The sequence below is a fragment of the Halovibrio salipaludis genome (assembly GCF_002286965.1).
GTDB lineage: Bacteria > Pseudomonadota > Gammaproteobacteria > Pseudomonadales > Oleiphilaceae > Halospina > Halospina salipaludis.
Map to the genome: position 1 here is coordinate 555,841 of NZ_NSKD01000002.1, position 13,382 is coordinate 569,222.

The following is a 13,382-nucleotide window of genomic DNA, read 5'->3' on the forward strand; positions in this document are numbered from 1 at the left end:
TTCCTATAGGAAATTTACGTTGTTTGTGGGAAAATCCGTTGTTAATCTAACACAGACAACACCACCACCACATGACCCTGCAGCAGGAGGACGGAGCGATGACAGCGACGCCCGAGGAACTTCTCTACACCCCCAGCCACGAATGGATCCGTGACAACGGCGACGGCACCGTGACCATGGGCATCACCGACCACGCCCAGGACCAGCTCGGCGACGTTGTCTTTGTCGAACTTCCCGAAGCCGACCAGAGCTTTGCCAAGGGCGATGAGCTGGCGGTTGTGGAGTCCGTGAAGTCCGCCTCCGACATCTACTCCCCGATCAGTGGCACCGTCCAGAGCGTGAATGAGGCACTCGAGGACGCCCCCGAGACCGTGAACGAGCACTGCTACGGGGACGGCTGGATGGTTCGCATCAAGCTGGACAACCCGGACGAACTCTCTGAACTCCTGTCGGCCGAGCGCTATCAGGAGCTCGTTGCCGACGAAGCCTGACCCAGGAGGTAGCTCATGAATGCGAAGTCTTCCCTGGCCAATGCGACACTGGCCCAGATGAACGACCGGCCCTTCAGCGACCGGCACATCGGCCCCAACGCCGATGATCAGTCGGCCATGCTGGCCACTCTGGGGCTGTCATCCGTGAATGAACTGGTGGACCAGATCATTCCGGGGTCCATCCGTATGCCCGGTGAGCTGGCCCTGGACCCCGGCCGCGCGGAACACGAGGCGCTGGCCGAACTGCGCGGCATGGCCCAGCGCAACCAGGTGTTCCGTTCCTACATCGGCCAGGGTTATTACCCGACTCGCATTCCCTCGGTCATCAAGCGCAACGTGCTGGAGAATCCGGCCTGGTACACGGCCTACACGCCCTACCAGCCGGAAATCTCCCAGGGTCGCATGGAGTCCCTGGTCAACTTCCAGCAGATGGTGATGGACCTCACCGGCCTGGATCTGGCCAATGCCTCGCTGCTCGACGAAGCCACCGCCGCGGCGGAAGCCATGGCGCTGTGCCGGCGGGCCAACCGCAAGAGCAAGAGTAATGTGTTCTTTGCGGCAGAGGAACTGCATCCGCAGACCCTGGATGTGCTGCGTACGCGGGCCGACTACATGGGCATTGAGCTGGTGGTCGCCCCGGCCGAATCGGTCGGCGAACACGAAGCCTTCGGGGCCGCCTTCCAGTATCCGGCCACCGATGGCAGCATCCCGGACCTTGAGAAGCTGATCAGCACCGCCAGCGACCAGGGCGCCATGACCGCCGTGGCCTCGGATCTGCTGGCGCTGATGATGCTGCGCTCCCCCGGCGAACTGGGTGCCGACATGGTCCTGGGCTCCGCCCAGCGCTTTGGCGTGCCCATGGGCTACGGCGGCCCGCACGCGGCCTTCTTTGCCACCCGTGACAGCCTCAAGCGCCAGGTGCCGGGCCGCATCATCGGTGTCTCCAAGGACAACCGTGACCAGCCGGCCTTCCGCATGGCCATGCAGACCCGTGAACAGCACATCCGCCGCGAGAAGGCCACCTCCAACATCTGCACCGCCCAGGCACTGCTGGCCAACCTGGCGGCCTTCTACGCCGTCTACCACGGGCCGGAAGGCCTGCGGAACCAGGCCGAGCGCGTACACCGCCTGACCGCCATCCTGGCGGAAGGACTGCGTGCCGGCGGTGTGGAACCCCAGGAGCGCTATTTCGACACCCTGAGCTTCCGGGCTGATGAGGGCGTTCACGACCGGGCCCACGCCGAGGGCTGCAACCTGCGCATTCTGGGCGATGGGCGTACCGGCATCAGCCTAGACGAAACAGCCACCGAAGAAGACGTTGAATGCCTGCTGCGGATCGTGCTCGGTTCGGACAGTCACCAGTCCGTTGCGGAACTGGATGAACGCATTGCCAACGGTGCCGAAACCGGCATCACCGATGCCATGCGCCGGCGCGATGCGGTTCTGACCCACCCGGTATTCAACCGGTACCACAGCGAAACCGAACTTCTGCGCTACATCCGGCGCCTTGAGAACCGCGATTTCTCCCTGGTGCACGGCATGATCCCGCTGGGCTCCTGTACCATGAAGCTCAACGCGGCCGCGCAGATGGAACCGATCAGCTGGCCCGAATTCGCGGAGATCCATCCGTTCGCCCCCCGGGAACAGACCCAGGGCTACCAGCAGCTCCTCAAAGAGCTGGATGAGCAGCTGCGGGAGATCACCGGCTACGACGCCTTCTCCCTGCAGCCCAACTCCGGGGCCCAGGGCGAATACGCCGGCCTTCTGGCCATCCGCCGCTACCAGGAAGCAAAGGGTGAAACGCACCGTAATGTCTGCCTGATTCCCGCCTCGGCGCACGGTACCAACCCGGCCTCCGCCGCCATGATGGGCATGAAGGTGGTCATCGTGGACTGCGACGATGAAGGCAACGTGGACCTGGAGGACCTGCGCGCGAAGGCGGAAAAGGCCGGGGACCACCTCTCCGCCTGCATGATCACCTATCCCTCCACCCACGGGGTGTACGAGGAAGGCGCGCCGGAGATCTGCCGCATCGTGCACGAGCATGGCGGTCAGGTGTACATGGACGGCGCCAACCTCAACGCCCAGGTGGGCCTGGTGCAGCCGACGCTGGTGGGCTCCGACGTATCCCACCTGAACCTGCACAAGACCTTCGCCATCCCGCACGGCGGTGGTGGCCCGGGCATGGGCCCCATTGGTGTCCGCGAACACCTCGCGCCCTACCTGCCCGGCCATAATGAAAGCGGCGTCGCTGAAGGCGCGGTGGCGTCCACACCCTTTGGCTCGGCGGGCATCCTGCCGATCACCTGGATGTACAACCGCCTGCTTGGCCGCGATGGCCTGCGCCACAGCACGGAAGTCGCCATTCTGGGCGCCAACTACATCGCCAACAGCCTCAAGAACGACTACGACGTGCTCTACAAGGGGCGTCATGACCGCGTGGCCCACGAGTGCATCCTGGACCTGCGCCCGCTCAAGGAATGGTCCGGCATCACCGAGGAAGATGTGGCCAAGCGCCTGATGGATTACGGCTTCCACGCGCCGACCATGTCCTTCCCCGTTCCGGGTACGCTCATGATCGAGCCAACGGAATCCGAGTCCATCGAGGAACTGGACCGGTTCATCGAGGCGATGAAAGGCATCCGCAGGGAGATTGACCGGGTGGCCAATGGCGAATGGCCGGCGGACAACAACCCACTGGTCAAGGCCCCTCACACCCAGAGCGATCTGGTGGATGAGTGGGACCGCCCCTACAGCCGTGATCTGGCGGTATTCCCGTCCCAGGCGGTGCGTGACGGCAAGTTCTGGCCGACGGTTAACCGCGTGGATAACGTCTACGGGGACCGGAACCTGATCTGCAGCTGCCCGAGCCCGGAGGCTTACCGGGACTAGAGTCTTTACTCGGATTAGGGTGATTATTCTAATTTTTCACCCTAATCTGGTTTCAGAACTCAAGGGCAGCAATGGAGGTGACCCATGGCTGAGAAGTCCGCAGACAGGCAGAGTAAAACCATGAGCGATCTCACACGCAGGATTCAGGAACAGACCAGCCAGCAATGGCAGAAGGCCAACCAGGAACTGCAGCGTGTGCTCAGGGATCTCGGTGCGCGGGATGCGGAAAATGAGTCCTTCCAGGAGATGGTGCGGGATATCCGCGAGAAGAACCCGTCATTCCGGGAGTTCATGTTCAGCCTGGACGCCGCCACCTACGACACACGCAAGCGCCTGTCGTGGAACGCGCACATGACGTCCGCCTACCTCATGAACCGGGTGGAAGCCTCCTACACCAATGATCTCAAGCCGCTGATGGCCAACTACCGCCAGCAGGCGAGCGAGCGGCTGACGGCCCTGAAGCAGCAGCTGCGCAGCATGCGCGAGCGCTTCCACTCCGCGGCTTCCGACAGCGCTGACACGCAGCAGTAACCCCTGCCTGACTCACACAGGTTACCCCTCCTCCCCGTGCCCTGCGCACGGGGTTTTTTATGCGTAACGCACGCCCGTGCCCGCCAGCCCGCAGTAACCCCCGGGGTTCTTGTGCAGATACTGCTGGTGCCAGTCCTCCGCGTAATAGAAGGTCACGGCCTGCGCCAGTTCGGTGGTGATATGCCCCTGTCCGGCGGCATCCAGCGCCTTCTGATAGGCCTCCATGGAGGCCTGCGCGATCCCAAGGCTCTGCTCATCCGGAAGATAGAGCGCGGAACGGTACTGGGTTCCCACATCGTTGCCCTGGCGCATGCCCTGGGTAGGGTCATGGGACTCCCAGAAGACCTGAAGGAGCCTTTCCAGCGACACCACCTCCGGCTCATAAATGACCCGGACCGCTTCCGTATGGCCTGTGCGTGCCGTGCACACCTCTTCATAGGTGGGGTTGGGCGTATAACCGCCGGCATAGCCCACCGCTGTGGTATGGACTCCCTCCAGCTGCCAGAAACACTGCTCGGCGCCCCAGAAACAGCCCATGCCCACAATCAGTTCCCGGCAGTGATCCGGGAAAGGCGGGAGCAGAGGGGCTCCCAGCACCGCATGCCGATTGCTGACGGGCATTCCGGAAGAACGCCCGGCCAACGCCTCCTCCGGCGTCACCATCCGCATTTTTTCCCTGCTGAACAGGTGCCACATGTCCGGACCTCCCATAATCCAGTAATGCTTCAAGCATAACGGACAGACACGCACAAAAAACCCCCTGCCGGAATCCGGCAGGGGGTTCTGTATCGGCGCGACCCCGCGGGGCCGCAACACCGGAACCGGTCTTAGAACTGGTTCATGGTGTTGTCTTTACCACCGGCCTTCAGGGCTGCTTCGCCCGCGAAGTATTCCTTGTGGTCGTCACCGATGTTGGAGCCGGCCATATCCTGGTGCTTGACGCACGCCAGACCCTTACGGATCTCCTGGCGCTGGACGTCCCGCACATAGGCCAGCATGCCTTCCTCACCGAAGTAGCCCTTGGCCAGGTTGTCCGTGGACAGGGCCGCTGTGTGATAGGTCGGCAGCGTGATCAGGTGGTGGAAGATGCCCGCGTGCTTGGAACCATCCTTCTGGAAGTTCTGGGTCCAGCGGTCGGCTTCCGCAGCAAGCTCGGAATCGTCGTACTTGCTGTTCATCAGATCGGCGCGGTCGTACTGGGACACATCCTTGCCTTCTTCCTTCCACGCATCGAACACCTGCTGGCGGAAGTTCAGGGTCCAGTTGAAGGACGGGCTGTTGTTGTAGACCAGCTTGGCGTCCGGGATCTCTTCCTTGATGCGGTTGACCATGCCCGCGATCTGGCCGACGTGCGGCTTTTCGGTCTCGATCCACAGCAGGTCCGCGCCGTTCTTCAGGCTGGTGATGCAGTCCAGCACAACACGATCTTCACCGGTGCCTTCCTGGAACTCGTACAGGCCGTTCGGCAGGCGCATCGGCTTGTGCAGCTCGCCCTTCTTCTTGATGACCATGTCACCTTCCTGAACGTCCTCGGCGGACTTGACCGGCTCGGTCTTCAGGAAGCTGGTATAGGTGGCCGCCAGATCGCCCGGCTCCTGGGAGACCGGAATCTTGTGGGTCAGGCCAGCGCCCAGGGAGTCGGTACGCGCAACGATGACACCGTCCTCAACACCCAGCTCGAGGAACGCGTAGCGAACCGCGTTGATCTTGGCGATGAAGTCCTCGTGGGGGCAGGTGACCTTGCCGGCCTGGTGACCGCACTGCTTGGCGTCGGACACCTGGTTCTCGATCTGGATGGCGCAGGCGCCCGCCTCGATCATCTTCTTGGACAGCAGGTAGGTCGCTTCCTCGTTACCGAAACCAGCGTCAATGTCGGCGATGATCGGCACAACGTGGGTCTCGAAGTTGTCGATCTTGTCGATCAGCTCCTGGACCTTCTTGTCATCACCGGCTTCACGGGCTGCGTCCAGATCGTGGAACAGATGGTTGAGTTCACGCGCATCCGCCTGCTTGAGGAAGGTGTAGAGCTCTTCGATCAGGCTCGGTACCGCGGTCTTCTCGTGCATGGACTGGTCCGGCAGCGGGCCGAATTCGGAACGCATGGCGGCGACCATCCAGCCTGAGAGATACAGGTAGCTGCGCTTGGTGGTGCCGTGGTGGCGCTTGACGGCCATCATCTTCTGCTGGCCGATGAACCCGTGCCAGCAACCCAGGGACTGGGTGTACTTGCTGTGGTCCTTATCGTACTCGGCCATGTCCTCGCGCATGATCTTCGCGGTGTAGCGCGCGATGTCCAGGCCGGTCTGGAACCGGTTCTGGGCGCGCATGCGGGCCACATACTCAGGCGTAATGTGGTCCCATTTGCCGCCCTGCGACTTGCGCAGTGCAGCTGCTTCTTCAATGTCCTTCATGTAGTTCGACATGATTCACCTATGCTTCGGGAGTGGAACAACACGATTGGTCGGCGGCTCCCCTGTGACGAGGAGTCGTGCCTCGAGCGCTGGCGTATTCTATCCGGATTCATATCATAATTAAAATCAATGCAATCAATTCCCGACATTCTTTCCGTGAATGTTGTAGCGGACTGAATAGACCCGGTACCGGCCATCGTCCGACAGGGTCCGAACCGGGCCTATGGAGCGGGTCATTGGCTCCTGGTAGGGCAGAAAAGCATTGGCCACCAGCCTGAGCTCAGCCCCCGGCTTCAGGAACTCCGGCAATACCCGGAACCACTGATGGATTGGATCCAGATTTTTCTTCTGACCCTGATGGAAAGGCGGATTGCTGAAGACGCTGGCATAACGGCCTGTGATACCAGCAAGACCGTCTGACGCGACAACCGTCACACCCTGCCCTTCCCCGAAAAACGCTCGGGCACAGCACAGAGCCTGCCAGTGCACGTCGGCCAGTGTGACAGTGAGCTCCGGCCACTGGTGGCGCAGCCAGGCGGCGATCACGCCGTTGCCGCAGGCCAGATCCAGCACCGGCTCAGCCGGTTTCTCCGTTACCGTTGCCAGCAGCTGGCGGGTACCCTCATCCAGCCGTCCCTCACTGAACAGGCCGGGAAGGCTGTAGAGCTCCAACCCGGCGCCCGGAGCCGCCACCGTGACCGGCTCCAGCCAGTCCCCGACACGGAAAGGCGCCGCCGGAGTCTCCAGCGTCGCGCACCAGAGCTGACAGTGCCGGGCACTGTCGACCCGGAAGGCACCGGGGAAGCGCTCCCGGAACTGACGGCTGCCCCGTGCAATGCCTTCACGTTTCGCCCCTACCAGCCACAGTTCTCCGCCCGCGGCCAGCCGGGCAGCCGCCCAGGCCATGCGCATCGTCAACTCCGAGCGCGCCTTGGGCATCAGGATCACGATGGTGTCAAACGCATCCGGTGTCTCCGGATCGTCATAGCCGAAGAGCATGCCTCCGTCAGCCCCGCCACCGTGCCCGTAAACACCGTAATGGGTGGTCAGCGCGTGCAGCCGGCATCCCGTCCAGTGGGGCATGGCGCCATCATGGCCGACAAGGCAGACGCGCTCCCCCAGCCGGTCCAGTGAGCGTTCCAGAATGCTGAGCGCCGGGCTGGCTTCAGTCATCATTGTTCAGGGGTTCTCCCGAATAGGTGAATCGGAGATTCTGGTAATAGCGGCGCACAATGGCCGGGGAGTCCGGCACACGATACCGCCCCACGGAGCGCACCGCACGCAGTGCGCTTTCATCCAGACGGCTGTGGCCGCTGGGCAGATGGACGCGGGAGCTCTGAAGATAGCCCTGTGCGTCCACGGAAAAACGGATCTCGCCGCGGTGACGCGCCTCCGCCCCGTCGGGCTGTTCCCAGCGGGCCATGATCTGGCGCTTCATCCGGGCGAGATACTCATTCGCCATGCGGATACGGCGCTCCTCGATCTCGCTGACCATGGACTCGCCACGGATGGCATCCATTTCCCCCTCATCCAGCGCTTCCATGCCCGTATCAGCGCCGATTTCCGGCCCCTTCCCGGTCTCCGGCGCCGTCTCCGGTTCCACCTCTTCCTGGCCCAGGGACATGCTGGCACTGGCCGGATCCGGTTCGCTCCGGGCCTCGCCCTCAGTCGCTGCATCCGGACTGGGGGCGCCACTGTCCGGCGACGGCTGTTCATCCGCCCCCTCCCGAGTGTCCTCCGGGGATTCCGGGCGGCTGGGGGGCTCAGAGGTCTCCGGGCTGGGCGCGTCGCCTGTGGCACCGGGATCTTCCGGTGCGGCGGCTGGTTCCTCCTCGGCCTCGGGCGCATCCATGCGGGTGCCATCCAGGTCCGTCACCTCATCCGTATCCCGGGGCATGTGCTGTTCATCCGGTTCCGGCTCGGGCTCGGGCTCGGGCTCAGGCTCAGGTTCCGGCTCAGGCGGCTCGGATTCCTCCGGTGGGGGTTCGGGCTCAGGCTGCGGAAAGGAAACGCGTACGTCCCGCTGAAGGGGCTCCACCTCCGGCATACGGGGCAGAATGGGAGGGAGAAGGCTGACAACCAGCAGGTGCAGCGCCAGGCTGAGCCCGAGAACAAGCCACCAGAGCCGGCGGGGCATGGACGTCCTGTTTCCCATGGGAGCTCCCGGTCAGCAGGCGGGCATGACGGCGGATCCCCAGCCGGAGCAGTGACCCGGATTCCGGCCGGCACACCCGCCTGTGGTATCCTCTCCGCCCTTCATAGGCCGCCCCGGGTTTACAGCACGGTGGCTGGCTTCACCCGGCACGGGCCGATTGATTTCAGTGATTGTGCGGGAGCCCTGATCCATGGCAACGATGATAACCGGAGAGCCTCAGGAGCGCGAACCACTCAGCATCCTCTACCGGGATGAACATTTGGTGGCGATGCACAAACCCTCCGGCATGCTGGTGCATCCCACAAAGGTGGATCGCCACGAACAGCGCATCGCCCTGCCCCTGCTGCGCGACCAGATCGGCCAGCATCTCTACCCGGTCCACCGGCTGGACAAGCCCACCTCGGGGATTCTGGTGTTCGCGCTGGACCCGGACACAGCCCGTGAGCTGGCCAATGCGTTCCAGGCTCACCGGGTCCGCAAGGACTACCTGGCGGTGGTGCGCGGCTGGCCACCGCTGGGCGGCATCATCGACCAGCCCCTGGCCCCGCGCGACCCGGACAGCCGCAAGCGCAAACGCCGCAAGGCCCCACAGTCGGCCATGACCCTGTACCATCGCCTGGCCTGCACCTCGATCCCGATCTCCGTGGACGGGCGCTATACCCATACCCGCTACAGTCTGGTGCGCCTGCGTCCGGTCACCGGGCGCCGCCACCAGCTCCGGCGTCACCTCAAGAGCCGCAACCATCCCCTGATCGGGGACGTGAACTACGGCAAGGGCATCCATAACCGCTTTTTCCGGGAGCAGTACGGGCTCAACCGCCTTATGCTGTGCGCGGTGAGCCTGTCCTTCGAGCATCCGGTAACAGGCGAACCGCTTCAGATCCAGACCACGCCGGATGGGGATTTCACGGGCGTGGCTGAGGCCGTGGGCCTGTCCCTCCAAGCAGTGACTCGAACAGCTGCCGGTATTCCGGGATGACGCGGTTCCGGCGGTAGCGTTCCGGCATCAGGGTCTCCGGCCCGGGCCGCGGTTCCGCCAGGACAGCCATAAGCCGCTCCGCCGCCGCCTGCCCTTCCCGTTCGGGGGCCTCCTGGGAAAGGTAACGGAAGTCCGCCGGCACATACTCCGGATAGGCAAGACGGTCCGGGACAATGGGCACGCAGCCCGCCGCCATGGCCTCCTGCACCGCCAGCCCCTGGAAGTCATGCAGCGCAGTGGACAGGACCATGTCCGCCTCCTCCAGAAGCCGGTCGTAGGCCTCCCGGCTTTCCATGTAGCCCAGGTTGACCAGTTCCCCGGCGAATTCCTCCCGGATGCGCGCGAACGCCTCCGGCGCCTGACGGAATCCCTCGCCCACCAGGCTCAGCCGGAAGGGCTGCCCACGCTGGCGCAGGGCCCGCAGCAGAGCGAGCAGACGCTCCGGGCCTTTGTCGTATTCCCAACGGTGATTCCACAGGAGATGGGGGACCGCGGGCCAGTCCCGCTGCAGCGCCGTGAACCGCTCATCGGGGATCGGCACCGGCACCACCCGCGAACGCGCCTCGATGGTGGCCACGGCGGTTTCCGGCTTGCGGTCCGGCATGCGCCTGAGCAGCTCCCGGGCCCCTTTCAGGAAACTCCTCCGGTTCCATTCGCTGTTGAACAGCACCTGGTCGGCCGCCAGGGCCGTGTACAGATTCACCACCTTGGGCTCGTTACTGGCCACCCGCTCATGTTGCTCCGGGTAGGCGAACTGGTTCTCGTGGAAATAAACCACGGTGGGCGCGGCTGCGAGCCCCCGGTTAAGGCCGCGGACCACGGCCAGGTCCACCATGCTGGTCGCGAGCACCAGATCCGGCGCCCGCTGCAGTTCCGGGGCGTCGTACCAGCTCAGGGGATTGCCCCGGATGCGCCACCGGAAATGACGCGCCGGCAGCGTGAGGGCCTGCCAGTCATAATCCGGCAACCCCTGCCCCAGCCGCTCCCGCCAGAGTCGATGGCTGGCCGCCTCGTAGGCGGAGAGGCACAGTAGCCGGGGTGTTTCAGCGCCCATGGTAATCCAGATCCAACGGGCCCATTTCTCCGGCAATCCGATCGCTCAGGAGCGCCGCCGAACCGCAGGCGTTGGTCCAGCCCAGGGTGCCGTGGCCGGTATTCAGGTAGAGACCCGGCCAGGGGGTCGTACCCACGAAAGGCACACTCGAAGGCGTCGCGGGCCGCAACCCCGCCCAGAACCGGGCCTGGTCCCAGTGCCCCGCCTTGGGGAAGCAGTGCGCCAGCCGGTCCAGGATCTGGCGGCAACGGGCCGGGTCAATATCCTGGCGCCAGCCGTCAATCTCCGCCATACCCGCCACGCGCAGCTCATCTCCCAGACGGGAATAGACAAGCTTGTATTCATCATCGATCAGGCTGACGGTGTAGGCCTGCTCCGGATCCCGCACCGGTACCGTCACGGAATAGCCACGCGCCGGATACACCGGCAGGTTGATGCCCAGGGGCCGCAGCAGGGGCGCCGAGAAGCTGCCCAATGCGACCACCACGGCATCCGCCTCCAGATGGGTAAAGGCCCCGGCCTGGTTGAGACGGACCCGCCGCACCGCCCCAGCCTCGGTTTCAAGTCCCATCACCCGGCTGTTGAACAGGAATCGCACGCCTGCCGCCTCGGCCATCCCGGCCAGTCGGGCGGTGAAAACATGGGCGTCACCGGATTCATCCCCGGGCGTCCAGGTGGCGCCCTTCAGCTCTGGCTGCAGCGTGCCAAGCGCGGGCTCCCTGGCTACAGCCTTCGCCACATCGATCACCTCGCGTTCGCAACCGAGGGCCCGCATACGGGCGGCGGGGTCATGGGCAGCGGCGTAGACGCCCGGATCCGTATAGAAGTGGAGAATACCTTCCCGGCGCTGGTGGTACTCGATCCCCGTGCGTTCACGCAGTTCGGAAAGGCATTGCCGGCTGTAGAGGCCAAGCTGCACAACGGTTTCGAGATTCCGTACATAGCGGTGACTGCGGCATTCACTGAGAAAACGCAGCCCCCAGGCCCACTGGTGAGGGTCCAGGCGCGGCCGGAAGCGCAGGGGCGCATCAGGGCGGAACAGCCAGCGCAGGAGTTGGACAGGAGCACCCGGGCTGGCCCATGGCTCGGCGTGCGAGACCGAGATCTGGCCACCATTGGCAAAGCTCGTCTCCTCGCCCGGGCCAGCCCGGCGTTCAACCACAGTCACATCATACCCGGCCTCACGCAGGTACCAGGCTGTGGTGGTGCCGATCACACCGGCACCCAGGACCGCCACATGCATCCGCCGCTACTCCAGATTGAGGGTGCGCGGCAGTGTAACCGCCAGGCCTGCCCGCCACCAGAGCACGGCCACGCCAACGCCGTGGATGTTGAGGAGCACAATCAGGATCCAGTCAAAGGCATACTTGATGCTGTCGTAATCAACCGCCGGAATGGACTGAAGGATCAGCGTCAGGATGGCGATACCCAGGGTAACGCCACTCAGCGCCAGCAACCGGGCGCCGCCACGCTGCAGCAACGGATAGCGCGAACGCCACAGTACACTGCCCAGCAGGATCTGGACGATGCCCGTCACCCCCACGTAGCCGGCCGTGCCGATGCGCCGTGCCAGCGCGAAAGCATCTCCGGCATGGCCCAGACTCAGCACATAGGGCAACAGAAAAGCCGCCGCCAGCGCCCCGAGCCAGCCCACAGCCTTACCTCGCGGGTACCCCAGCGCCTGCAGCCAGCGGTGATTGATCGCCCAGAACAGGACCTGGAGCGTAATCGCCGGAATCATCGCGCCCTTGAAAATGAAATAGGCCAGGCCGTTGCGCCCTGTGGCGCTGATGGAGGTACAGGCATCCCAGTACGGAACGCACCAGGGCACATAGCCATTCCACGCGGACAGCAGATAGGTGGTGTGGAAGGTCAGTATCGGCAGTAATGCGGTAATGAATCCCAGCCACGCGAGCCGGATCTCCCGGTTCTGCAGCTCATTCCCCATCGGCCGCCTCCATGGTTCCATTGAGTCCGGTGGTTTCACGGCACAGCTTCAGCCACTGATCCACGCCAGCGCTGCGGTATTTCTGGCGATGCAGTATGAAATAGAACGAGCGGGCCAGATCCCTGTGAGGCACGGGCAGCGGGATCAGGTCACCGCGGTCGAAGGCGTCCCTCAGGGCCACCTCGGACAGACAGCCCACGCCCATACCGGTACCCACGGCGCGCTTGATGGCCTCGGTGTGCTGCAGTTCCAGAAGCACGTTGAGATCCGGCAGCAGACCGTGCATGGCGCGGTCAAAGGTCTGGCGCGTTCCGGAACCGCCCTCGCGCAGAATCCAGGTGGCGGCCAGCAGGTCCTCGTCGGTCAGCGCCTCCCGCTCTGCCAGCGGATGTCCCGGGGCACAGAACACCATCAGCCGGTCGCCCCGCCAGGGGATCACTTCCAGCTCCGGGGAATGGATCTCCCCCTCGATCAGACCCACATCCAGTTCAAAATCCGCCACCTTACGCCCGATGGTGCGGGTGTTGGCCACCTCCAGGGACACGTTGGCGCCCTCGTTTTCACTCATGAATCGTGCCATAATCGGCACCGCCATATAGTTGCCGATGGTCAGTGTGGCACCTACCTTGACGTGCCCCACCTCGGCATGACGCGCCAGCGCATGTTCCAGCTCGTGGGCTTCATCAAGCAGCGAAGCGACCCTCGGGCGTACCAGCCGACCCAGCTCATTGAGCTGCAGGCGCTTGCCCATGCGGTCGAAAAGCTGAACGCTGAACTGGTTCTCGAGATCGCGCAGCGCACCGCTTGCAGCGGACTGGGACATGGCCAGCTCATCGGCCGCGCGGGTTATGTTTTCATTACGGGCCGTGGCCAGAAAGACCTCAAGCTGGCGCAGCGTGTACTTCATAATCGAGTGTTCCG

The 13,382-nt window shown here is 64.0% G+C and carries 12 protein-coding genes; 4 read left to right on the forward strand and 8 right to left on the reverse strand.

Annotated elements, in window-relative coordinates:
- Nucleotides 1–98 precede the first annotated feature (98 nt).
- The 3 genes from gcvH to CK501_RS07345 all read left to right on the forward strand — a co-directional run bounded on the left by gcvH (nucleotide 99) and on the right by CK501_RS07345 (nucleotide 3,914).
- Nucleotides 99–491 (forward strand): glycine cleavage system protein GcvH, encoded by a 393-nt coding sequence (gene gcvH, locus CK501_RS07335; RefSeq protein ID WP_095617070.1) that lies wholly within the window; start codon nucleotides 99–101, stop codon nucleotides 489–491.
- 15 nt (nucleotides 492–506) lie between these two features.
- Nucleotides 507–3,383, forward strand: coding sequence for an aminomethyl-transferring glycine dehydrogenase (gene gcvP / locus CK501_RS07340; RefSeq protein ID WP_095617071.1), 2,877 nt, complete (start codon nucleotides 507–509; stop codon nucleotides 3,381–3,383).
- 120 nt (nucleotides 3,384–3,503) lie between these two features.
- Nucleotides 3,504–3,914: a hypothetical protein gene (locus CK501_RS07345; RefSeq protein WP_143421402.1), complete on the forward strand. Its 411-nt coding sequence runs from the start codon at nucleotides 3,504–3,506 to the stop codon at nucleotides 3,912–3,914.
- 57 nt (nucleotides 3,915–3,971) lie between these two features.
- On the opposite strand, the gene msrA is transcribed toward CK501_RS07345, so the two are convergent.
- The 4 genes from msrA to CK501_RS07365 form a co-directional block, all read right to left on the reverse strand.
- A complete protein-coding gene (gene msrA, locus CK501_RS07350) occupies nucleotides 3,972–4,610 on the reverse strand; it encodes a peptide-methionine (S)-S-oxide reductase MsrA (RefSeq protein ID WP_095617073.1) in 639 nt (212 codons plus the stop codon).
- Between the two features lie 131 nt (nucleotides 4,611–4,741).
- On the reverse strand, nucleotides 4,742–6,337 hold the full coding sequence (locus tag CK501_RS07355; RefSeq protein WP_095617074.1) for an isocitrate lyase: 1,596 nt from the start codon (nucleotides 6,335–6,337) through the stop codon (nucleotides 4,742–4,744).
- A 123-nt stretch (nucleotides 6,338–6,460) separates the two neighbouring features.
- Nucleotides 6,461–7,501 carry a methyltransferase gene (locus CK501_RS07360; RefSeq protein ID WP_095617075.1) on the reverse strand — a complete coding sequence of 347 codons (1,041 nt, stop codon included), beginning with the start codon at nucleotides 7,499–7,501 and terminating at the stop codon, nucleotides 6,461–6,463.
- The gene (locus CK501_RS07365) at nucleotides 7,491–8,480 is read right to left on the reverse strand and encodes a TonB family protein (RefSeq protein WP_143421403.1); all 990 of its coding nucleotides are present in this window, start codon (nucleotides 8,478–8,480) and stop codon (nucleotides 7,491–7,493) included. The genes CK501_RS07360 and CK501_RS07365 overlap by 11 nt, the downstream gene beginning before the upstream one ends.
- Nucleotides 8,481–8,670: 190 nt before the next feature.
- Between CK501_RS07365 and CK501_RS07370 the strand changes: the two genes are divergently transcribed.
- Complete coding sequence (locus CK501_RS07370) at nucleotides 8,671–9,459, forward strand: pseudouridine synthase (protein WP_198949425.1); 789 nt, start codon at nucleotides 8,671–8,673, stop codon at nucleotides 9,457–9,459.
- Here CK501_RS07370 and CK501_RS07375 read toward each other — a convergent pair.
- Genes CK501_RS07375 through CK501_RS07390 form a run of 4 tightly spaced genes read right to left on the reverse strand, consistent with a single transcriptional unit; the run spans nucleotide 9,386 to nucleotide 13,368 of the window.
- Nucleotides 9,386–10,513, reverse strand: a complete 1,128-nt coding sequence (locus CK501_RS07375; RefSeq protein WP_095617077.1) for a tRNA-queuosine alpha-mannosyltransferase domain-containing protein — start codon at nucleotides 10,511–10,513, stop codon at nucleotides 9,386–9,388. The two genes, CK501_RS07370 and CK501_RS07375, sit on opposite strands and share 74 nt — an antisense overlap.
- Nucleotides 10,503–11,756: a D-amino acid dehydrogenase gene (locus tag CK501_RS07380; protein WP_095617078.1), complete on the reverse strand. Its 1,254-nt coding sequence runs from the start codon at nucleotides 11,754–11,756 to the stop codon at nucleotides 10,503–10,505. Before CK501_RS07380 ends, CK501_RS07375 begins: the two co-directional genes overlap by 11 nt.
- Nucleotides 11,757–11,762: 6 nt before the next feature.
- Complete coding sequence (locus CK501_RS07385; protein ID WP_095617079.1) at nucleotides 11,763–12,461, reverse strand: hypothetical protein; 699 nt, start codon at nucleotides 12,459–12,461, stop codon at nucleotides 11,763–11,765.
- On the reverse strand, nucleotides 12,451–13,368 hold the full coding sequence (locus CK501_RS07390; RefSeq protein ID WP_095617080.1) for a LysR family transcriptional regulator: 918 nt from the start codon (nucleotides 13,366–13,368) through the stop codon (nucleotides 12,451–12,453). Before CK501_RS07390 ends, CK501_RS07385 begins: the two co-directional genes overlap by 11 nt.
- Nucleotides 13,369–13,382: the final 14 nt, after the last annotated feature.